This is a genomic window from Oribacterium sp. oral taxon 108 str. F0425 (assembly GCF_000214455.1).
Classification (GTDB): Bacteria; Bacillota; Clostridia; order Lachnospirales; family Lachnospiraceae; genus Oribacterium; species Oribacterium asaccharolyticum.
The window spans coordinates 2,321,525-2,344,162 of sequence record NZ_AFIH01000001.1 but is presented as its reverse complement, the minus strand read 5'-3'; the positions used below and the strand labels follow the sequence as shown (position 1 = coordinate 2,344,162).

At 44.7% G+C, this 22,638-nt stretch carries 17 protein-coding genes; 11 read left to right on the top strand and 6 right to left on the bottom strand.

What is annotated here, in order from left to right; genetic code table 11:
- Positions 1-2: 2 nt before the first annotated feature.
- From HMPREF9124_RS10605 to gnpA, 3 genes are all read right to left on the bottom strand, one after another.
- Complete coding sequence (locus HMPREF9124_RS10605) at positions 3-908, bottom strand: carbohydrate ABC transporter permease (protein ID WP_009429357.1); 906 nt, start codon at positions 906-908, stop codon at positions 3-5.
- A 91-nt stretch (positions 909-999) separates the two neighbouring features.
- The gene (locus tag HMPREF9124_RS10600; RefSeq protein ID WP_009429736.1) at positions 1,000-2,313 is read right to left on the bottom strand and encodes an ABC transporter substrate-binding protein; all 1,314 of its coding nucleotides are present in this window, start codon (positions 2,311-2,313) and stop codon (positions 1,000-1,002) included.
- A 228-nt stretch (positions 2,314-2,541) separates the two neighbouring features.
- Positions 2,542-4,824, bottom strand: coding sequence for a 1,3-beta-galactosyl-N-acetylhexosamine phosphorylase (gnpA, locus tag HMPREF9124_RS10595; protein ID WP_009429676.1), 2,283 nt, complete (start codon positions 4,822-4,824; stop codon positions 2,542-2,544).
- A gap of 370 nt (positions 4,825-5,194) precedes the next feature.
- Here gnpA and HMPREF9124_RS10590 point away from each other — a divergent pair, with 370 nt between their 5' ends.
- The 3 genes from HMPREF9124_RS10590 to HMPREF9124_RS10580 all read left to right on the top strand — a co-directional run bounded on the left by HMPREF9124_RS10590 (position 5,195) and on the right by HMPREF9124_RS10580 (position 8,341).
- A complete protein-coding gene (locus tag HMPREF9124_RS10590; RefSeq protein WP_009427715.1) occupies positions 5,195-6,100 on the top strand; it encodes a helix-turn-helix domain-containing protein in 906 nt (301 codons plus the stop codon).
- A 211-nt stretch (positions 6,101-6,311) separates the two neighbouring features.
- Positions 6,312-7,463 (top strand): double-cubane-cluster-containing anaerobic reductase, encoded by a 1,152-nt coding sequence (locus HMPREF9124_RS10585; RefSeq protein ID WP_009428617.1) that lies wholly within the window; start codon positions 6,312-6,314, stop codon positions 7,461-7,463.
- Positions 7,464-7,552: 89 nt separating this feature from the next.
- A complete protein-coding gene (locus HMPREF9124_RS10580; RefSeq protein WP_009427980.1) occupies positions 7,553-8,341 on the top strand; it encodes an acyl-CoA dehydratase activase in 789 nt (262 codons plus the stop codon).
- A gap of 195 nt (positions 8,342-8,536) precedes the next feature.
- Here HMPREF9124_RS10580 and HMPREF9124_RS10575 read toward each other — a convergent pair whose 3' ends face one another.
- The 3 genes from HMPREF9124_RS10575 to HMPREF9124_RS10565 form a co-directional block, all read right to left on the bottom strand.
- Complete coding sequence (locus HMPREF9124_RS10575; protein ID WP_009428665.1) at positions 8,537-8,821, bottom strand: glutaredoxin domain-containing protein; 285 nt, start codon at positions 8,819-8,821, stop codon at positions 8,537-8,539.
- A 135-nt stretch (positions 8,822-8,956) separates the two neighbouring features.
- The gene (locus tag HMPREF9124_RS10570) at positions 8,957-9,652 is read right to left on the bottom strand and encodes a hypothetical protein (protein ID WP_009428327.1); all 696 of its coding nucleotides are present in this window, start codon (positions 9,650-9,652) and stop codon (positions 8,957-8,959) included.
- 1 nt (position 9,653) lies between these two features.
- Positions 9,654-11,141, bottom strand: a complete 1,488-nt coding sequence (locus HMPREF9124_RS10565) for an AAA family ATPase (protein WP_009429981.1) — start codon at positions 11,139-11,141, stop codon at positions 9,654-9,656.
- A 313-nt stretch (positions 11,142-11,454) separates the two neighbouring features.
- On the opposite strand from HMPREF9124_RS10565, the gene HMPREF9124_RS10560 reads away from it, so the two are divergent.
- The 8 genes from HMPREF9124_RS10560 (at position 11,455) to HMPREF9124_RS10530 (ending at position 22,630) form a co-directional block, all read left to right on the top strand.
- Positions 11,455-13,053, top strand: coding sequence for a bifunctional aspartate transaminase/aspartate 4-decarboxylase (locus HMPREF9124_RS10560; protein ID WP_009428865.1), 1,599 nt, complete (start codon positions 11,455-11,457; stop codon positions 13,051-13,053).
- Between the two features lie 17 nt (positions 13,054-13,070).
- Positions 13,071-14,804: a TrkA C-terminal domain-containing protein gene (locus tag HMPREF9124_RS10555; protein WP_036597851.1), complete on the top strand. Its 1,734-nt coding sequence runs from the start codon at positions 13,071-13,073 to the stop codon at positions 14,802-14,804.
- Between the two features lie 21 nt (positions 14,805-14,825).
- On the top strand, positions 14,826-14,948 hold the full coding sequence (locus HMPREF9124_RS12530; RefSeq protein ID WP_009429969.1) for a hypothetical protein: 123 nt from the start codon (positions 14,826-14,828) through the stop codon (positions 14,946-14,948).
- Between the two features lie 605 nt (positions 14,949-15,553).
- Positions 15,554-16,630: a peptide chain release factor 1 gene (gene prfA, locus HMPREF9124_RS10550; RefSeq protein ID WP_036597850.1), complete on the top strand. Its 1,077-nt coding sequence runs from the start codon at positions 15,554-15,556 to the stop codon at positions 16,628-16,630.
- 298 nt (positions 16,631-16,928) lie between these two features.
- Positions 16,929-18,659: a glycosyl hydrolase family 18 protein gene (locus tag HMPREF9124_RS10545; protein ID WP_036597848.1), complete on the top strand. Its 1,731-nt coding sequence runs from the start codon at positions 16,929-16,931 to the stop codon at positions 18,657-18,659.
- Between the two features lie 89 nt (positions 18,660-18,748).
- Positions 18,749-19,885, top strand: coding sequence for an L-threonylcarbamoyladenylate synthase (locus HMPREF9124_RS10540; protein WP_009427651.1), 1,137 nt, complete (start codon positions 18,749-18,751; stop codon positions 19,883-19,885).
- A gap of 36 nt (positions 19,886-19,921) precedes the next feature.
- Entirely contained in the window at positions 19,922-21,613 is a 1,692-nt protein-coding gene (locus HMPREF9124_RS10535) for an FAD-dependent oxidoreductase (RefSeq protein WP_009429021.1), read from the top strand.
- 192 nt (positions 21,614-21,805) lie between these two features.
- Entirely contained in the window at positions 21,806-22,630 is an 825-nt protein-coding gene (locus HMPREF9124_RS10530; RefSeq protein WP_009428329.1) for a GNAT family N-acetyltransferase, read from the top strand.
- Positions 22,631-22,638: the final 8 nt, after the last annotated feature.

The following is a 22,638-nucleotide window of genomic DNA, read 5'->3' as shown; positions in this document are numbered from 1 at the left end:
CCTTAAAATTCCAGCTCTTTATCCTGCAAGAGCTTATTACAAACGGTGAAAATAATGACAACACAGATACTGAGAAGTACCCCGACTGCCGCACCGATGCCGGCATTTCGTTCCGTTACACTGTTTCCGGCTCCGAAAATCTGCATATACATGTAAACCATGGGGGTAATCGTCTGGGTATCGGCCGTTACGGTCGAAAAGAGTTGCGACCAAACGAAGAAGCCTACGCTGCTGACGGACCACATGGTAATGTTCGTGTGAAACATTCCCTTTAACAGAGGAAGAGTGATGTGTTGAAATTGCTGAATTTTGTTTGCGCCGTCGAGGGTTGCCGCTTCAAAGTAATCACTACTGATGCGTTCGATTCCGCTGGAAAAAATGAGCATGTGATAGCCGACCATGCCGAAGCAGTAGGCAATGAGCAGTGCCATGAATTTATGGTCGTTACTGAGCCACTGGATAGAAGCCAGCTTCGGCAGATGGAGAAACGTGAAGAGGCTCTTCAACAAACCGAATTTCGGGCTGTAGACATATTGTAACCACATGGTTGCAAGCGCTACGGCGGAAACGATATTCGGCAGGTAAATCATGGCGCGGAAGAAACTCCGTCCTCGGATTCCTGATGTAATAATGACGGCAAAGAGCAGGGCCAGAGAGAGGACGATCAGCCCGCCGAAGAGCCAGATGCGAAAAAGATTCCACATGGAAATGCGGAAAAGGGTTGTGCCGAGAAGTTTTCCATAGTTTGCAAATCCCACAAACTGCCATTTGGAAAAACTGTCCGTTACACCTTCGATGCGAAAGAAACTCATCAAAAGAGTACGTAAAATGGGATACAAAAAGATGATGATAAAAAAGAGCGCTGCCGGACTTACAAAGGCAATCAGCATGGCGGAATTCTTTTTCACGAAAAACCTCCTAGAAAGATTTCTTTTAAAAAAGGAAGTGGAGCATTGAATCGGCGCCACCTCCTTGAGTTCACAGGATAATATTATCCTATTATTTCTTTAAATTAGCAACAAATTCTTCAGCAGTAATACTTCCGCCGCAGAGCTTCATGAAGTTCTCCTTTAAAATCGGAGTCATATCTACATTGTCTTCTGCAGAGGCTGCCCAGGGATAACGAGTCTTTAACTCTTCCATAACCGGTCTTACATTAGCCAGCTGCTTCGGCCAATCCTTATTGTCGGAGTCTGCCGGAATGCCTAAAGATTCCTGAGAAAGCTTCTCGTCGAATTTGCCCTTTGTAAAGAACTGGATTAACTTGAAAGCGTCTTCCGCCTTCTTGGACTTCTTATTGATGGCGAAAACCTGTGCACCGTAGTTGGATGCTTCCACACCGTCTTTTCCGCCCTTTACTGCAGGATAGCTGAAGCATCCCCAGCTAAAGTCTTCTCCGGTGATATCCTTAACCTCGTTCGGAAGCCAAGAACCGTTTAAGTAGATTGCGGCAGTTCCAAGAGCCAATTCCTGGTTCTGGCCTGCAGGCCATACATTGGATGCGATTTGCTCGGAGAAATAGCCCTTCTTTGCAAAATCCTCGTAAGCCTTTGCGACTTCCAAAACGGAAGGATCGTCCCATTTTCCTTCTTTTACAATTTCGGAAGCTTTCTCATAGCCGTTGATTCTGGATAAGTGATAGCCGAAATTGCTTAAGATATAAGCATCGTCACTGGTAATCGGTGTGAAGCCCGCCTCTTTAATCTTTGCACATGCTGCATCGAGCTCTTCCCAGGTCTTCGGTACTTCCGTAACACCCGCCTTGTCAAAAATTTCCTGATTGTAGAACATGGCGAAAACGTTCGGCTGGTAAGGAATGGACTTTAAAGTACCGCCGCCTACCTCACGGCAAGCATTGATTAAACCGGCATTGGCGGTCTTCTCATAATCATTTGCCTTAGCGAGCTCTTCCAGATCCAGAAGATAGTCTCCCCAGGTCTTGTTTACTCTGTCGATATCCTCGTCAAAAAGGTCGATATTGGTTCCTGCATCCAGAGCGGGCTGCAATCCCTCACGGATACCGGTTCTGCCCTTAAACTGTACATCTACAGGGATTCCCGTTTCAGCGGTAAAAGCCTCTACTGCCTCTTTTAAAACCTGACCTTGCGGCTCTGTTGCTTCCCACATGGACCAGTAAACCAATCCGTCGGAAGAAGCTTCCGTCTTTTCTGCAGCACTTGTATCTTTCTCGTCCGTCTTTTCCTGAGCGTTAGCAGGAGCTTCTGTCTTTGCCTCCTCCTTCTTTCCGCCACAAGCGAAGAGCGTTAATCCGGAAAGAATGGCTACGGCAGTTCCTAAAATTCTTCTTTTCATATATACCTCCCAATTTACTTCCTCTTTTGCGCAAAATGCTAAATAAAGAGGGTGAATTTATCGTCAGTATAGGTTGAAATAACAGAAAACTCTTTGTCTTATTGCGCAAACAATTTACACGATTGATTATTATAAAACGGCAAAAAACATAAGTTTTTAAGTTTTTAAAAGAAAGAAAAATGATTTTCTTTGTTTTTCTTGGAAAAGAAAGATTTATCTTTGTTTCTTTTATCCGATTTCATACCAAAGCATTGCGCCGGGGGCAAGATTTGCGGAATGCTTCTCTCCCTTTCCGTCATAAAAATCGGTACACTGCTTTTCCTTACTGTTGTTCACCACTGCGTAAATTCCCTTTTCCGGATAGGCATGAAGCTCGCAGGAAAGATTTGTGCATTGCCATTTCCGCATTTCTTCTTCCTTGTGCGCACTGTAGAGGAGAGCACGGAGGAGGAGACGGGTATTTTCCATATTGTAGGGAAGCCCCGCAATATAGATGCCGCGTCCCTTTCCATAATCGTGGGCAGATAAATGCACGGAGCCGTCACTGTACTCCAGAATCTCCGTTTCCTTTTCCAAGGCGTAGATGCTCTTCTGACTTTCTCCGAAGTTTAAGCTTTCCGCAGGGAAGTCCTCCAAGAGGAAATGTTCCGTTTTTGCGGTCTTAAAGTACTTGTCCGTAGAAAGACTGAAGCCCATTTCCTTGTCTACACCGAAGACATCCGCCAGCTGAAAATATTTTCCCTGGAAGGAGCAGGCGCTCGGCTCTCCGACTCCGATGAGTCCGCCGCCGTTATAGACGAAGGCACGGAGGAGGCTTAAGAGTTTTTCTTCTTTCCAGATTTCTCCGCCCGACCAGGAGGTCATGGCATCTCCGGCATTGATCAGGACATCCACATCTTTGGGAACGCCCCCCTCTAAAAGCTCGTCAAAGGAGTAGAACTCCACCTCTGTGTCCATTCCGGAGAGGGCCTCCAGGATTCCAAAGTAGCTGTAGGCCTTTTGATAGTAGAGCGCATGGGCAACCATGTAAGCCTGCCAGGAGCGAAGCTTCCCCCAGGCATTGACGATACCGACTTTTAGCTTTGTATAGGGCTTTGTACCTTGGACTTTCTCATAAAGGTCACGGAATTCTTCCGCGACTTCCGCAATATAGTCAATAAATTTCGGGAACTTATAGGCAAGGCTTAAATAGCCGCCATAGCCGATGCGGTCCACGGGTTTCCGCATAATGGCACGACGCGCACTTACCCAGTTTTCCATGGCCTCCGGAACGGGATCATTTCCCTCGTAAAAGGTGTCCGGGAAGAAATAGGGGAGGAAGCGACCTTCGGTGTAGCGCACACCGGGAATATCGGCGATTAAGCGGAGTGTTGCACCGCCTCCGACACTGCCGACCACGCTGTCCAGCCCGATTTCCTTAAAATACTTGCCGTAGGGCTCGGTCCCAATCCAGTTGTCTCCGAGGAACATCATGGCCTCTTTTCCGGAAGCGTGCACGAGGTCTACAAGCTCTTTCGCTTCCTTTGCCACAAAGCGGGCGATAAAGTCCATGTAGTCGAGGTAAGCCTTTGTCGGAGTACGGAATGTGCTGTGGAAATAGCCCTCATCCACAAGGTCTTCCGGGCGAAGGCGGTAGCCGTATTCTTTTTCAAAGGCTTCCAAGGCCTCTACGGAAACCGTTCCGCCGTAACCGAACCAGTCTACGAACTTTTCCTTTTCTTCGTGATTAAACTGCAGAGTAAAATGATAGAAGAAGGTGGTAAAGCGCACTACATCCGTCTTCGGGTGAGCTTCCAGCCAGCGCTTTAACTCCTCCTTTGCAAAACGATTGCTGTAGGGCTTTCGAATATCAAAGGGAATATCCGCAGGTTTATCGCCCCAGTTGTTCGTGATGTGGTTATACATTTCCGTCGGATCCCAGAGCGCAAAGGCGAGGAAGCTCAAAGTATACTCATGGAAGGGAATGGCGTCCTCCAGGATAAGAAGGGCGGTTTCTCCATCTTGCAGAAAATAAGAAGGAAGTCCTGCTTCTGTTGTCTTTTCCGTAGAGCTTTTCGAGTTTTCTTTCGAAGCTACCGCTTTTTCGCCGGAGTCTTTTCCAAACTTATCAGGGGAAAGTCTCCACTTGTCCGGAGAAATCACTTCTCCCGTTGTTCTGTCGATGAGCTCCCACCACTTCTTCGGGTCATGCAGGAAGTCCGGTGTGACCTGCTTTCTGAAAAAACCGTCCATATAGGGGATTTCCAGATGAGTCGAAAATGCGGTTACCCTTTTTGACATGAGGTAGAATTGCTGACATTCTTCCATGTGTTCTTTGGCAAATTCATTGTGGCCTCTCGCCACGAAATAGGTGCTGTAAACCTTCACCGGAAGAGAAAGAGTTTCCTCATCCAGCTTGGTTCCGTCACTGTCTCGTATCGCATCCGCTCCCAGGCGTGCAATCAATTCTTCCGTTTCTTTTAGAAAATTGTTTTCGCTGGGGAGGGTCAGTCTTCCGCTTGTTTTCTTCATGTTTATCTCCTCGTATTTCGTACTGCTGTTTCCGTATTTTGCGCTGCAAAAACTTATTCATAACGAGTATCGTGCGCAAAGCGTGCGTTATCTCGTTTAGTATCTGTTCGCATTATAAAAGAAATTCAAGAGTCTAGCTATATCCATCTATTGTACGATTGCTTACTTTATTGGTACAATTGCACATAGAGGCATTGTATCATTTTTCTTTGACAAGTGGCGCAGGCGAAGCCGGAAACATCTTGTTTTACATGAGTATCGTGCGCAGAGCAGAGGTATCTCGTTCATAATGAGTATCGTGCGCGGCGTGTGCGGTATCTCATTTAATATCGGTACTATGCGTGATGTGACAGTTAATTGAGGACAGAAAATGGACTATCAAAGTGTTTGCTTAAAGGATTGCATGGAAATCAGGGAGATTGTTTCCCTACATTATTTTCAATATAGAAGTGACTTTTATTTTCCCGGGGAGACGCATCCTTTCTGGGAATTCGTTTGCGTGGATGCCGGGGAGATTACGGTAGAGGCAGGAGAAGAGACGCATCTTCTGAAAAAAGGAGATATTCTTTTTCATGCGCCAAATGAGTTTCACTCGGTGAAGGCGGATGGGAAGAGCAGCCCCAGTATCGTGGTCATCAGCTTTTATTGTAACAGTCCCGCTATCTGGCGTTTTCAGAAGAAGTGTCTGCGAATCAGCGATAAGGAGAAGAGCCTTCTTGCGAAAATCATTACCGAGGGAAAGGGCGTTTTTTCCGGAAGAATGGATCAGCCTTACCAGAAAAAACTCCTCTTTTTGGAAGAGGAAAGCTTTGGAGGGCAGCAGCTTATCCGTCAGTATCTTTCCGAGTTTTTGATTCAACTTTACCGCCGCTATTTTTCCTATCCGCTGCCGATGGAGGCGAAGGACTACTATGTGGAAAAAAGCTCCAGACAGAGTGAAAGCTATAATCGCCTGGTGGAATACTTGGAGAGCCATGTTTATGAGAAGCTCAGTATGGAACGGATCTGTAGAGACAACCTGATGGGACGTTCCTACGTGCAGAAAATTTTCCGGGAAGTCGGAAATACCGGAGTTATGGCTCTATTTTCCAAAATGAAAATGGATACAGCGAAGCGCATGATTCGGGAAGGGCAGCTCAACCTCACGCAGATTGCAGATAAGCTTGAGTTTTCTTCCATTCACTACTTTTCCCGGCAGTTTAAGAAAGAGTGTAAAATGTCTCCGTCAGAGTACAGTTCGTCGATTCGTTCGCTGTCGGAGGAACGCGAAGATTAACGGGGAATCGCTCTGCTGCTCTCGACTCCTCGGTAGTGCCATGGACAGAAAGAACAATTGCTTCCCGTGGCGGAAGAGAGAGTAAGGTAAAATCGATTCATTCCCCTACCTTATAAATCAAAAAAACTATAGATAAAAGGAATTTGTCTAAGGGACCGGCTTAACCTATCCTAAAAGCAGGAGAATTTGGTCAATATTTTAGGAGGAAATTATGGAGCTGGTTAAAGATTTACCGGAGATATTTGCAAGCTTTTCCGAGCAGAGACAAAAGTCTTTTCTTTCCGTAAAGGAGTGGAAGGACAAGGGAAAGCCGGTTGTGGGATCGTACTGTACTTATTTTCCGAAGGAAATTGCGATGGCGGCCGGGGCGGCGAGCATTTCCCTCTGTGCGACCTCCGATGAAACGATTCCGGAGGCGGAGAAGGATTTACCGAAGAATCTTTGCCCGTTGATTAAGTCCAGCTACGGCTTTGCGAAAACCGACAAGTGCCCCTTCTTTTATTTTTCCGATGTGGTGGTAGGGGAAAGCACCTGTGACGGAAAGAAGAAAATGTATGAGCTGATGAGCGAGTTTAAGGATGTCTTCTTCCTTCGCCTTCCGCACGAGCAGACGGAGAAGGCGGTTGCGCTCTACAGAGACGAGATTGTGCGCTTAAAGGACTATCTGGAACAGAAGTTTGAAGTGAAGATTACGGAAGAAATGGTGCGAGAAGCGACAAGAGTCAACAATCTTGCGAACAAAGCCTTAAAGGACTTGTATTCCGTGATGAAACATGATCCGACTCCCGTTTCCGGCTATGATATTTTTAAGGTGCTCTACGGCTCCACCTTCCGTTTTGACCGTGCAGCTCTTGCGGACGAGGTCAATGCCTTACGAGAGAAAATTGAGCGGGAATACGCCGAAGGAAAACATTTTGAAAAAAGACCGAGAATTCTCATTACGGGTTGCCCTATCGGAGGAGCCACGGAGAAGGTGATTCGTGCCGTGGAGGACAATGGAGCTGTAGTGATCGGCTACGAGAATTGCAGTGGAGAAAAGGCGGTGGGCATTCAGGTAGAGGAGAATGCGAAAGATATCTATGAGGCGCTCTCCCGGCGCTATCTGGCTATCGGCTGCTCCATTATGACGCCAAACAAGAATCGTTTTGACAGCCTTTCCGAAATGATTGACGAGTATCACGCGGACGGCGTGCTGGATATGACCTTGCAGGCCTGCCATACCTATGCGATTGAGACGAATAAAGTGCGCCGATTTGTCACGGAAGAAAAGGGCATCCCCTATATCAATGTGGAAACGGACTACTCTCAGTCGGATATCGGGCAGCTGAATACCAGAGTGGCGGCCTTTATTGAGATGCTGTAAGAGAATTTGCAAAACGAAGAGGAAAATGCGGAGATATTTTTGTGAAAATGCTTTCGGAGAAAAGGGCGTTAGCGGAAAGGAACTGAAAAATGGAGCGAAAATTTCTGGGGATTGATATCGGTTCCACAGCGGCCAAGGCGGTGGTACTCGATGAAAAGGGAGAGATTGAACAGGCATTTACCGTGCCTACCGGCTGGAGCAGCTTTGAGGCATTAAAGTCTATTGGTTCTAAACTTAGTATGCCGATGGATGAGGAGCATTATGCCTGTATCGCAACCGGCTACGGGAGAAATGCGGTAGCCTTTGCGGGAAAGACCATGACGGAAATTACCTGTCATGCAAAGGGCGCGATGACACTTTTCGGGAAAAATCCCATGAATGTGGTGGATGTCGGCGGACAGGACACGAAGGTCATCACCTGTCAGGGAAAAGCGGTGGAAGAATTCTTTATGAATGACAAATGTTCCGCCGGAACGGGAAAGTTTTTGGAAGTCATGGCAAATCGATTGAATATTTCCCTGGAAGAGCTAAATGAGCTTGCAAGAAAGCACACGGAAGAGGTGAAAATCAGTTCGATGTGCACGGTATTTGCGGAGTCGGAGGTGATTTCTCTGGTGGGACAGGGGATTGCAAGAGAAAATATTGCCTACGGCATTCTGCAGTCTGTTGCCGGAAAGGTTTCCCAGATGCTCGGAAAACTACGAAATCAGGACTTGGACGTTTATCTCACGGGCGGACTCTGTGAAGCGGAGTATTTTCAAGAACTTCTTTCGGAAGTCCTTGGAAGACCAATCCACTCCGACAGGTATGCACGCTACGCCGGCGCCCTCGGGGCGGCAGTCTTTGCCAAAGAACAGGCGGAGAAGGGACGGATTTAGAGCTTTACATGAGATAAAGAGATAAAAATACCCCGCATAGCCTGTGGAACAAAGCGTTTGGAGAGCTCGGCACTTGCAGAAAACGAGCAAAAGCGAAGTTTGATGCTTAGTGCCGTTAGCTCGGAACCGAGCGAGAGCGACTTTGTGCAATAGGCTATGCGGGGTATTTTACTATTCATTTTAAAACTCTAAATCCTATACCTTCGTCAGAACATAATCGAGATCCATTGTGCACTCTCCGTCTTCTAAGCGGAAGCAGGGAAGTCCGATACGTCCTTCATCAGCATAATCGGGTTTTTCGGCCTGTTCACGGAAGGGCTTAAAAATGTCTTCCTGTACCCAAAAGGCCAGGAAACGTTTTAAGTTGTATAAATCTCCGTTCACATCGATAAATTCGTATTCCACTCCCTTTTCCTTCAGAATTTTCTGACTCTCTACACACTTCGGGCAGAGGTGGCTACCATAGAATTGTAATTTCATAAGTACTCCTTTCTTGGTCAAGTTTGACCCTTGTGAGAATCCTTGGTTTTATGACAATAAAAATTTCCGTATATTCTCCATAATTCTAACATGAATTGCAAAGAATCTGAAGTAAGCTTTGCTGGAACTGTTTTTTTATTTTAGAGAAATATATTCAAAACAAAGTCCGAGATTACTATGTCTTTCCAAAGAGCGCAGTCCTTCTTTAATAAAATCCCAGTACTCCCTGTAGCTTGTGTTTACGGAAAAATCCGATTCGCAAAGAAATTGCAGAAATTCTCCTAGAGCATTTTTATATTTTTTAGCAAAGAGAAAAGCATTTCTCTCCTTATCCTCCGAGGAACAGTTTAAGAGATTGTGTAAGACATGGTCTAAGTTAGAAGACATATAATAGCATTGATAAGGAACGGAATCCCAAACTTGACTTTGTCTGCTCAGCTTATCCATATTTTCACTTTTTTGCTGATTTCGACTGCGAATTAAGGCGGCATCTTTACAACGAATCTCCGACAAGCTGTATTGCAAAGTTCTAAGGCTATGATCCTCTACCACATTTTTATCGGAAATAAATGCGCCATCCGTATCCATAATATGAATCACTTTCAGAAAATCGCTTTTGCTGTAGTGGTTAGACTTCGCATATTGTTTCAGTAAATCTCCAACTTTACCTACAATATTTCCACTGTGATTTCCTTTTACGCTGGTGATATCACCATGCATCACTTCCACATAAACAGCATTTTTATCGAAAGCACGGCTAAAGATTGCCCCAAGGGCTTCATCATCCGACGGGCCTTCTACTATGACAAAAACGATTTTTTTCCGCGCCATGCTACTCACCCGCCTCTCTCAAAGCCAAGGCAATCTCCGCATTGTTGGTCATCTCATAAACCGGCTCATTTTGCTCGCCGAGGACAATATCTCTGAAATAGAAATCCCGTAGATTATTGGTTGTTTTGATATTGGTAAAGCGAATGTATCGGTTCTCGGGATTCGTTGTTGTAAAGGCAATAAAGCCACGGTCTATCGTCTCCAAGGGACGCAGGTTATGTGAGGTGAATATTAATTGTCCCTTTCCCTTTTCCGAGAGGATGTGCAGGATTTCCCCAAGAAGATATTCGAATATTCCGGCATCCAACTCATCGATTGCCACTGTAATGGAGGACTGATTGTACATTCCTATTAAAAGATGCAGCACGGAGACAATCTTCTTGATTCCTTCCGATTCACAACGAAGCGGGATTTCTTTGCTGTTTTTATTGGACATAAGCTGTATGCGACGGCCCTTTTTTCCTTCTCCGTTTTCCATAAGCATAACAGCACCTAGATCCGCTACGGAGATGGTAAGGCCGGGGATGATTTGCTCCAAAACACCATTTATGTTTTGAATCAATCTCTTCGCCTCCGGAAAAAGTTCTTCCGGTAGTTCAGTCGCCTCATATAAAGACAGAAAATATTCTCCCGTTATCCCGTGTTCCTGCTTTTCCGAAGCTTTATACCGGATAGGCAGCTCTCCTAAATTAATCTTCCCCGTGCTGGACGCGCCAAGGACAAAAAGTTCGGTACGACCGTAATTTGCTAACTTAACCAAAATATCGATATGAAAGAGAAGTTCATCATTCGGAGTTTTACTCGCATTCAGCTGTTCAAAAAGCAGTTGCAAAAATGCCGCAGAAAAAAATAAAGACTGCGATTTCTGTTTTGCCATAAAACTGATGAGCTTCAACCTTTCCGCTGTTTTCTTTTTCCTTCCAAAGAGAAGTGCGTAATACTTTTTAGGAGCAATCAATTCCGTCCTTGTGCTTTGCAGAAAAGTATGCTTTTTGATCCTCTTCTCCCCATCCGTATAGGCATAACTCAGCTTTTCGCTTTTTATTTCCAATCGACGCTTCTTTTTTCCCAGGGAATTCCATAGATTCCCCTCTCTTTCCGATAAATGGGGGAACACCTCCTCCGCTACCACGGAAGTTGAAAATGATTCTTCTCTCTGCTCGTCCACCGTCAAACAAACTTCGTAATCTACATCATAATTTTCCGTTTCCGAAACATAAATCCGGAAACGATAAGAGAGATTTGCCTCCCGGGAATCCACATTAATATAGTTACCATACTCATCCGGAATCGACTTTCCGGAAAGGAGTAATTTTAAAATATGCAAGGCATCGATAAGAGCCGTCTTTCCGGTACCGTTCTGCCCATAGAGTCCAAGAACGCTGGCTTTAAATGCCTTTCTTTTATTTACAAAATTCAGTTTTCCGTTTTTTACATTTTTTAAACCGTTTATCTCTAAATCCGTAAGACGCAGATAGTAGTCCTTCATCTCTATTCTCCTCTTTGTTTCCCTCTCAAATTCACTTGTTTTTTATTATATCACAGCACAAAAATCTATCAACAACTGATATATCGAAATATTTTATATCGATTTTTGATTTTTATCGCCCATTTAACTCTTAACTGTCCAAAATTTTGCAACAATTAAAAAACTTAGAGTAAAATTTTAGTTGGCAAAAAAATAGGAAGAAGTCTTACAAGCTTTTATCTGTACAGTATGATACAATCTCCATATACATAAAAGTGGCAACTTTCTTGTATTGGTCTTGGAAAATGCGTATGCAGTGAAAGGAGAAGTAAGGATGATTAAAAAGAGCTACGAAAGAGAATTGGAAAAACTTGGAGCATTTGAAATTAGCTTTGATATGTTGAAGCTGTCAGAAAAGAATGAGAAGCATTTGAAATTTTTAAATGCCGGAAGGGGAAATCCGAATTGGATTAATTCCTTGGGCAGATTAGCTTTTGCACGACTGATGGAATTCGGCGTGGCAGAAAGCAAAAGGACTCTGGACAAGGGAGACTTGGCGGGATATGTAGACTCTAAAGAAATTGCGGAAAGGTACAATGCATTTCTAAATCATGGCGATGAGGTGGATGTATTCCTGAAAAAAATAGTGGAGTATAGCGCAGACCATCTGGGATTAGATAAGGCAGCTTTGATTACGGAACTTACAAACGGAATTATCGGAAACAATTATCCGGTACCTAGCCGTTGTCTGGAGAATACGGAGCACATCATCAATGCATTTCTCCAAAGTATTCTGTACGGGAAGACTGACTTAAGAAAGAAGACGAAGGTATTTCCGGTAGAAGGCGGTACGGCTGCAATCGTCTATATTTTTGATGCTTTAAAGCACAATGGCCTGATTAAGGAGGGGGACCGCATTGCCATCAACACGCCGGTGTTTACTCCGTATATTCAGATTCCGAGACTGTCGAATTTCGATTTAGCGGAAATCAATCTTCTTGCAACGGAAGAAAATGACTGGCAAATTCCGGATTCAGAATTTGAAAAGCTTTTGGATCCTTCCATCAAGGCATTTTTTCTGGTAAATCCGTCTAATCCGGGTTCCCGCAGTCTTACAGATGAGACTTTGGAACAGTTAAGAAAAGTAGTTGAAAAGCGCCCTGACCTTATTATTATCACAGATGATGTATATGGAACCTTTGTCAATAACTTCCGTACAGTTTATTCCGTTTGCCCGAGAAACACTATTTTAGTCTATTCGTATTCAAAGCTTTACGGGGTTACAGGATGGAGACTCGGCGTGATAGCAATAAATGAAGATAATGTTTTTGATGAACTGATTAAGAAGGTTCCGGATAAGAAGAAAAAGGAGCTGGAAAGCGATTATTCGATTGTCACACTGAATCCTTCGGAAATGAGCTTTATTGACAGGATATGCGCGGACAGCAGATCCATCGGATTGTATCATACCAGTGGGCTCTCCACTCCGCAGCAGATTATGATGGTTCTTTTGTCTATGACTCATTTGGTTCTTGAAAATGAAAAAGATCAGTATATTGAAGGCTGTAAAGAAATTGTGGCTATGCGTTACCACAATCTGATGTCTACTTTAGGTTTGCCGGAGGATAACAGTGACTGCAATGCTAAGTATTATTCCCTGCTTGATATCTACCAACTTGCCGAGAAAAGTTATGATAAGGACTTCGCAACATGGCTTAGAAATCACTTTGAGGAAATCGATTTTCTTTTGCACTTGGCAAAGGAAGATGGTGTTGTGTTGATGGAAGGAGTTGGTTTTGGAGCAACTCCGGGTACAGTCAGAGTTTCTGAAGCAAACTTAGCGGACAATGATTATAAGAAAATAGCAAATCGTATCCTGTCTCTTTTGAAGGAGTATCACGAAAAGTATGCAAAAGAGAAAAAGGATAAATAGGATAAGGGGGATTTAATATGAATATAGGATTAATCTCACATGAAGTGTTGGAAACAGCACAGCATATTACGATAACAGGTTTTTCCGATATAGCCCATTATTTGATTGCCAATCCGGTTATTTCTATCTTTGTATGTCTTGCACTAGGGTATCTTATTGGAAAGCTAAAAATCAAATCCTTTACTATAGGAGCCACTGTAGGAACTTTGCTGGTAGGACTTCTCATATCCCTGGTATTTAAGGGGGCGGGAACCTATCAGATTGACGGAACTGTGAAGACAATCTTTTTCTCACTGTTTATTTTTGCTATCGGATATGAGGTTGGACCTTCGTTTTTTGCAAGTTTAAAAAGCTCCGGTCTTAAGATTATTATCTTATCCCTTTTCTTCGCCGTGGCAGCCTTTGTCGTTTCTATAGTTTTGTTTAAGGCTTTTGGTATCGGAGCGGGAGAAGCCGGCGGAATTTTGGCCGGTAGCCTTACACAGTCTGCAATCCTGGGAACAGTGGATTCCACGATGAAGGGAATGCTTTCAGGCACAGAACTGAAAACAGCGGAAAGTCAGATGGCAATTGCCTATGCTCTTACCTATGTTTTCGGAACCGTTGGGGTAGTGGTATTTTTGAAAAACGGTGCAGCGAAGTTAATTGGTGTAAATTTGACAGATACTGTTAAGAAGAAAATAGATCAAACAAATTTCCATGAGTCTTCTTCGGAAAATACTGTTGTTGGAAATATCAAAGCACGTGCATTTTGCATAGAAAATGGTGCAGAATTTATTGGTAAAACAATAGGTTCGGTGGAAGAGCAGTACGGAGATGATCTTACAATAACGCAAATCATTCGAAAGGGTAAAAAGGTGAACCTTGCATCGGATGTGCAGCTCCTGGAAGGGGATACGGTTACGATTATCGGACTTCTTGATGCAGTATTGCATTTTGAAGCTCCGGGCATGAAGGAAACGGATGATTCGGAAGCCCTTAAGCTTGATGTGATAAAGCAGGAAATTGTTTTGACTAATCATTTCTCTTTGGATGTGATAAAGCATCTTTCAGAAAATGGAATTGTCATTTCAGAGAGGAAGAGAGACAACAATGTCCTTTCTGAAGATCAGGCGTTAAAAGCTCTCGACCACTTGACCTTGGTGGGACCGAAAGCCTTGATTGCGAAGGTTGTAAAGAAACTTGGTTATGTGAAGGATACAGGTACCGAGACAGATGTATCCTTCATCAGCATGGGGCTTGTAGTCGGTTTATTAATCGGTGCAATCAGCTTCGTAGTATCCGGAATTCCGATTACACTCGGATCCGGCGGAGGTGCCTTGATTGGAGGGCTTTTATTCGGATATTATCAGGACAAACATTCTAACTATGGACTGATGCCGAAAGCAACACGGTGGTTTTGCAAGAGTGTGGGACTAAATCTATTTATCGCCATTGTGGGGCTTACATCCGGTGCATCCTTCTTATCTGCCCTGCAATCGATGGGCGTAAAGGTACTTTTAATCGGTGTTTTGGTGACTATTTTGCCTCATATTGCTTCCGTTTACTTCGGGAGATTTGTATTAAAGCTGGATGCTGTAGATATCATTGGAGCTCTGTGTGGTGCCGGAACCTGTACCGCAGCGCTTAACGGAGTTGTGGAGGAATATGAGTCCAGTATTTTTGCAGTAGCATATACACCGGGATATGCAATGGGAAACATTCTACTGACGGTCTTAGGCCCTCTAGTTGTTGCAATGTGTATACATTAGCTGTCTCGCGTAGGTGAACCTGTGAATAAGACAGATGTTTACGAGTTACTTAAAACAAAAGGGATTGAGCACGAAATTACTGAGCATGAGGCAGTTTTCAATATGGAAGAGCTGGATGCGGTTGAACTGCCTTATCCTGATTAAGTACACTTATTTATCCCTGATAGAGAAGTGAATGAGAGAAGTGGAGAAATAACCCGCTTCTCTTTTTTATTGCAAGGAGAAGACAATGAGCTTAGAGTAAAATTTTAGTTGAAAAAAATAGGCAGAGAATGAAGCCTCTTCCTCATCATACAGAAATAACCTATTCTATGGTTGAAAAAAACACTACGGTCAGGAGCTGTATGAGGAATTCCATGTTAGAAGAAAAGGGCAACGTTTCAAGGAAATAGAGCAAGAAATCTTTGCGTGGGCTTAGTCTCTGCACGAAAAAGACGGTCGCGAGGATTCCGTTGGGAGCTGCACTCTAGCAACGAAGTCGGGCGCATGTTTGAGCCCGAAGGGCGAGTTTGCGCAGGAGCCTGAGTGAAAAAGCGAGTGCAGCGAGAAGGAAACGTAGTGTGTCTTTGAGGCAGAGCCTAAGCAAAGCAAGACATTTCTGTATGATGGAGTTGCCAACGATTATTTGACAGCAACCAGCATGATGAAGTTGACAACGATTACTTGACAGTAACGTTTGACAGCCTCTTTCTTTTTGTTTATAGTCTGATGAGATTATGAAGAGACAGACTCTTCAGAAAGAGGACAAAATGTTTGAGAATTTAGAAGAAGTAAAGAAGCATTATGAGGAAATTATGGAGAATCTCACGATTCCCGAGGTGGTTTCCGATATCAACCAATATAAGAAGCTCATTTTAGAGCAGAGTAACTTAGAGCCCATTTATAAAGCCTATATTGCTTTTCGAAAAGCGGAAGAGAGCGAGAAGGATGCCCTTTTCATTTTGGATAATGAAAAGGACAAGGACTTAATCGAGATGGCGAAGGAAGAGCTTTCTACGGCGAAAGAAGATCAGGAGCGTCTCACGAAAGAGATTCAGCTTTTGTTGCTCCCGAAGGATGAAAATGACGATAAGAATATCGTTATGGAAATTCGTGGCGGAGCAGGCGGAGAAGAGGCTGCTCTTTTTGCCGGCTCTTTATACAGAATGTATACGAGTTATGCGGAAAAACGAGGCTGGAAGACGGAGCTTGTTTCCTTCAATGAAACGGGACTCGGCGGTCTGAAGGAAGTGGTATTTATCGTAAACGGACAGGGGGCTTATTCGAGATTGAAATACGAGTCCGGCGTACATCGCGTACAGAGAGTTCCGGAAACGGAGAGCGGCGGAAGAATTCATACTTCCACCGCGACCGTAGCCGTTATGCCGGAAGTGGAAGATGTAGAGGTGGAAATCAACCCTGCCGATGTGAAGATGGAGGTTTTCCGCTCTTCCGGTGCCGGCGGACAGCATATCAATAAAACCTCATCCGCAGTGCGTCTTATCCATGTCCCCACCGGTATGGTTGCGGAGTGTCAGGAAGAGCGTTCTCAGGTACAAAACAGAGAAAAGGCGATGCGCCTTCTTCGCGCAAGACTCTATGAGATTGAACTGGAGAAGCAGCAGAAGGAAAATGCGGAGGAAAAGCGCTCGCAGCTCGGGACCGGAGACCGTTCGGAGAAGATTCGTACCTATAACTTCCCGCAGGGAAGAGTGACGGACCATCGCATTAAGCTCACTCTTTACAATATTGATGCCGTTTTGGGCGGAGACCTGGATCTTGTTATTGATCCTTTGATTACCGAAGATCAGGCGGAGAAGCTGGCCAGATTGGAGGAAAATCCGTAAATTTGCGGGAAATCGTTTAGTCGGAAGAGGATTCGTAATTTTACGGGAAATCGCTTAGTCGGAGGAGAATCCGTAAATTTGCAAAAAAACACTTTGCCTGAAGAAAATCCGTAAATTGGCAAGAAAGCCTTACGAAAGTATGGAGATTCCTGCAGAAGCCTTGTAAGGTATGAAATAAGAGATAGAATGGGAACTGTTATTTTGAACAGATTTGGCTAACAGAGTAGATTGAATGCAAAACGAGGTATCGCACGCTTTGCGCACGATACTCGTTATGAATCAAAAAAGTAGAGGGAAAATGGAGAATTTCAATACGGAAAAGCAAAGCAGGAAGAGAGGCAGAAGGGAGGGACGGAGTATCCTTCCTTTCTTTCTTATCTTTTTTATTTTTATATTGGGGATTGCCGGTTTCGGTGGCTATTATTATGTGAAAAAATATATGCCAACCAAGGAACGGGCCGATTTAAACAGTTATTTTTCCGTTTCCGGTGATAATGTCGAGCTGTACCTGAATCATGAAAAAGTGAAGGACGGGGAGCAGCTTACCATAGGACGGATGCGGGACGGAGAAGTATATTTGCCTTACGGCTTTGTCGTGCGGAATTTGAATATTCGCTTTTATTATGATGATGTGGAGAAGAACCTTCGTTATGCGCTTCCGGAAGAACTCCTTCTTTTTACAGACGGAGAAAAGGGGGAAAGCGGAAAAGCCGATTTCTTTACGGACGGGAAAAGCATTTTCATAAGCCTGTCCTTAATTGAAAAACATACCGCACTTTTAAGCCGGAGTTATACGGATACGGAGCATAAGCGTGTCTTTTTGGAAAATGAATTTACACCCGCTACAGTAGCGAGTCTCAAGAAAAAAGAGGCGGTTCGGTTGCAGGGGGGAGTAAAGAGCCCAATTCTTACGGATTTGGAGGAGGGGGCCAAAGTCATTATCCTGGAAAAAATGGAGAAGTGGTCCAAGGTGGAAACGGAGGACGGCTTTATCGGCTATCTTCGGAACAGCCGTTTAAATAAAGAAACAAGCGAAGAGCGAAGTAGTGGCTTTAAGGCTCCGGAATACAGTCATAAAAATCTGGGAGAGGGGGTAAAGCCGGTGCTGGCTTTCCACCAGATTAGCAATGTCGAGTCAAACAAGGGCTTGCAATCTTTACTCACGAATGCGACAGGAGTGAATATTCTCGCACCGACCTGGTATGCGATAAAGGATAATGAGGGAAATCTAAATTCCTACAGTGATGCGGCTTATGTTGCGCTTTCCCATAGTACGGGAAGAAAGGTATTTGCCACATTAAACAACTTTGACGCCGGAAAAATTGACTTAAAGAGCCTTCTTTCCAGCGGAACAAAGCGTAGCAAACTGATTGAAGCATTGATTCAAGATATGCAGGAAAAGGGCATAGACGGCATCAATGTGGATATTGAGTTGCTTCCGGAAAAAGCGGCAAGAGATTACCTTGAATTTATGAGGGAGCTTTCCATTGCCTGCCGAAAGAACGGGTTGTACTTAAGTGTAGACTGTTATGTTCCTTTCAACTATAACGCTTATTACAATATTAAGGAGCTGGGAACGATTTGCGACTACGTTGTGATTATGTGCTATGACGAGCATTATGCGGGATCGGAAGAGGCCGGGTCGGTATCCTCTCTTTCCTATGTGAGCCGTGGAATCGAGGAAACGGTGGCTGTCATGGATAAGGACAGAATTATCATTGCTCTCCCCTTCTACACCAGAGTCTGGATTACGGATCAGTCCGGAAAATTGCGCTCCGAAGCGCTTTCCATTAAGGCGGCGGCCGCATGGATTCAGGAGAAAAATGTTTCCCTCGAATGGCTTAGCGACATAGGGCAGAACTATGGCAGCATCCAGGACGGAAACGAGAAGAAAGAAATCTGGATGGAAGATGAGAAGTCGATGAAGGAGAAGATGAAGCTCCTTAAGGAAAATGGCATTCAGGGCGTTGCGGCTTGGAAGCTCGGACAGGAGCCGGAGGGATTTTGGTCTATCCTTACAGGGGAGTAGGATGTTCCTGTATACCCTTTCCTCTAAAGACGCTCTCGCTCGATTCCGAGCTAGCGGTACTAAACTCACACAAAAGAGAAAAAAATATTATGAACACAAGGATATTTTCGAAAAAGGATATAGAGGAAGCGGCACAGATTTTGAAAGCAGGCGGACTGGTGGCTTTTCCGACGGAGACGGTTTACGGCCTCGGGGGAAACGGACTCGATAAGGAGGCGGCACGGAAAATCTATGCGGCAAAGGGGCGTCCCTCGGATAACCCCTTAATTCTTCATGTTTCGAAAATGGAAGAAGTGTATCCCCTTGTCGAAAGTGTTCCGGAAAAGGCAAAGCTCCTGATGGAGAGCTTTTGGCCGGGCCCGCTCACACTCATTTTAAAAAAATCGAAAATCGTTCCCTTGGAAAGCACAGGGGGCTTAGATACGGTGGCACTCCGTTGCCCGGACAACGGAGTGACCTTGGAGTTGATAGAAAGGGCGGGGCTTCCTGTAGCAGGGCCATCCGCGAATCTTTCCGGAAGTCCCAGTCCGACGGAGGCCTCTCATGTCTATCATGATCTTTCCGGGCGAATCGAGGGAATTCTCGATGACGGAGCGGTCGGAATCGGAGTGGAGTCCACGATTTTGGATATGAGCACGGATAGGCCTACTTTATTAAGACCGGGCGCAATCACGTTGGAAGACCTCACGGAGGTTCTGGGAGAAAAACCGGAGATTGATCCGACTTTGCTCGGAAAAAAGATGGAAGACGGGTTTATTCCGAAAGCACCGGGAATGAAGTATCGCCATTATGCGCCAAAGGCGGAAATGATTCTATTTTGCTCTTTAGAGGAAAAGGAATCGGAAGATAAGACTTCGGAGAAAAAGGGGTCTGAAGACAGGATTTCAGAGGGAAAAGAATATGAATACAAGGTTTCGAAAAGAATAGCGGAGTACCTTGAAGAGGAAGGCAAGGGATTTCCTCGGGAGAAAATTGCCATTCTTTGTGCGGAAGAAACGAAGCATTTCTATCAAGAAATGGCGGAAAAAGAGGGAATAATCCTGAAGGTTTTGGGAAGACGGGATGAGCCCTTGTCCATGACTCACAACTTGTTTCGTACTCTTCGGGAATGTGACGAGGAGGGAATAGGACTGATTCTTTCGGAAGGCTATTCGGAGGAAGGGATAGGATTTGCCCTGATGAATCGGATGAAAAAGGCGGCAGGGCAGAAAATCATAGCTGTATAATACTCTAAGGAGAGAAAATCGCCGGAAAGGAGAGATATGAAGATTGTAGTTGTAGGCGGTGTTGCAGGCGGAGCCGGTGTTGCCGCAAGAGCAAGAAGAATCGATGAAACGGCAGAAATTGTGATGTTTGAAAGAGGAGAGCATCTTTCCTTTTCCAATTGTTGTCTACCCTTTGCCCTGAGCGGAATCGTGGACAAGAGCGATAAATTGGTGCTGATGACTCCTGAGGGATTTTGGGAAAAATATAGGATTAAGGCTCTGGTAAAACATGAGGTAACGGAGATTCTGCCGGACAAGAAGGAAGTAAAGGTAAAGAATCTTCTTACCGGGGAATGCTTTACGGAGAGCTATGATAAGCTTGCCCTTGCACCGGGGGCGAATGCCATTTTGCCTGCTTCTATCAAGGGAATCGATCGGGAAAATGTCTTTGTGCTAAAGAATGTCAGTGACATCAAGAAAATTGAAGCCTTTGTTTCCGAAAAGAAGGTCAAGAAGATATCGGTTGTCGGTGGCGGTTTCATCGGTCTTGAGGTAGCGGAAAACTTTCGAGCGGCCGGCAAGGAAGTGAGCCTTGTGGAAGGTCTTTCCCGGGTACTAAAGCCTCTGGATGAAGAGATGGCGCAATTTCTCCATAAGGAACTCCTGGATAATGGGATACAGCTTTATCTGGGGAAGACGGTCAGTGAGATAGGAGAAGGGGAGGTCGTTCTTTCGAGTGGAGAGCGACTTCCTGCTGAAGCCGTGATCATGGCTATCGGTGTCAGTCCTGAGACGAAGCTCGCAAAGGACTGCGGAATTGAACTGGGGCAGACGGGCGGTATTCTTGTAAATTACAATTATCAGACCAATTATCCGGACATCTATGCTGTAGGAGATGCTATTGAACTGACAAACAGACTGAGCCATGATAAAAGCAGACTTCCGCTCGCCGGACCTGCCCAAAGACAGGCAAGAGCCGCCGCTGACCATATGTTTGGAGAAACACACAGTAACAGGGGGGTTATCGGGTCGAGCTGTCTTCATCTTTTTAAGCTCAATGTGGCCAATACCGGTTTAAATGAAAAGGATTGCAAAGAGCACGGCTATCACTACGATTTTGCCTACACTCTTTCTACAGACAAGGTTGGTCTCATGCCGGATGCGCATCCACTTTTCTTTAAGCTGATTTTTGAAAAGCCGACAGGAAGGATCTTGGGAGCCCAGGCTGTCGGAAAGGGGAGTGCGGATAAGCGGATCGATGTGATTGCGGCAATGATCAGTATGAATGCCACTCTGGAGGATTTGAAGGAACTGGAACTTTGCTATTCTCCTCACTATTCCACGGCAAGAGATGTGGTGAATCAGGCAGCCCTTGTGGCCTTAAATCTTTTACATGGAAAATTCAGACAGGTTCCGGTTTATAAGGTCAGAGAACTGGTGGAGAGCAAGGCTTGTATTATCGATGTCAGAGAAGAAAAAGAATTTGCAAGAGGGCACCTCATTCATGCGGTCAATATTCCCATGTCACAATTCCGTGAGAGATTGTCCGAAATTCCGAGGGATGTTCCGGTCTATTTACATTGCCGCTCCTCGCAGCGCAGTTATAATGTAATCTGCGCCTTGCAGAAGCTTGGTTATACGAATCTTTATAATATTTCCGGATCCTTTCTTGGAATCTCTTTCTATGAGTATTATAGGGACAAGACGGAAGGCAGAAAACCGATTGTGACGGAGTATAATTTTAACTGATACGAAATTCTCTATTGCGATTTAATGTGATATTCGCTATAGAAGTTTAATGAGAAACTCCGTAAAGCGGCTGAATGTAGAATCACTTATCGAGTCCTCCAAAAACTTTTATACCCTCTTTCTCTAGGAACTCTGTATTTATAGGAGTACAATGTAGATAAGTAGGATGGCAACCTACAGAAAGGGGTGCCTATGAGAAAAGAGAAGGAGGAAAGAAACATTCATTTGAAAGAACAAATGATGTTTTCGGAATTACTGGATCGTTTAGAGAAAAGAAGCAAAACAATTTATAGAGAATATGACGGGAAAGAAGAGGCAGCTGAGGGATTTGGCAGCCTCTTTTCTGACTTACAGGAAGAAATGAAGCTTTGTGAGGAGGACAGCCCGGAAAAGCGGAATCCTCGTTTTGACCCGGAACCCTTACCGAAGGCGGGAGAACTTTTGATTGAAGGAGAGAATCTTTGCCTGCTCGGTATTTCGGAATCGGACTATCGAGGCTATATGGAAGTGGAGTATGATGCTTCCTTTTTTAAGGAGGCCTTCCGGGATGAGAGTTTTTTGAGAAAACTGTGGGAGGGATTTTTTCAACCGAATCGTGCTTACTACAGTATTTTTAACTTAAACTCCGTCTTCTTAGGCTACTGCGGAATTTTAAATTTACAGGCAAAGCCTTGGGAACTCGCGATTGCACTTAAACTGCAGTATCAGGGGCACGGCATAGGTCCGGAGAGTCTGCTCCTTCTTATGAAAGCTTTAAAGAGACGAACAGGGGAGAGAGTCTTCCGCGGAAGAGTAGATGCGGATAATGAGGCCTCTATCAGTATGATGCGAAAAATCGGCGGAAAGGCGCATGGGATCAGCGAAGTTTTTCTCCATGGAGAAGAACTGAAAGCCTATGAAAAGAAAAAGGACTATCTGGTCGATGATCGCTTAAGAGAATTGGCAAAAGAATTTCAGGTGGAGCCGCGGGAACTCTTGGGGCACGCCTTGGAATTTTGGGTAGAACTTCCGGAATAGCGTCAGAG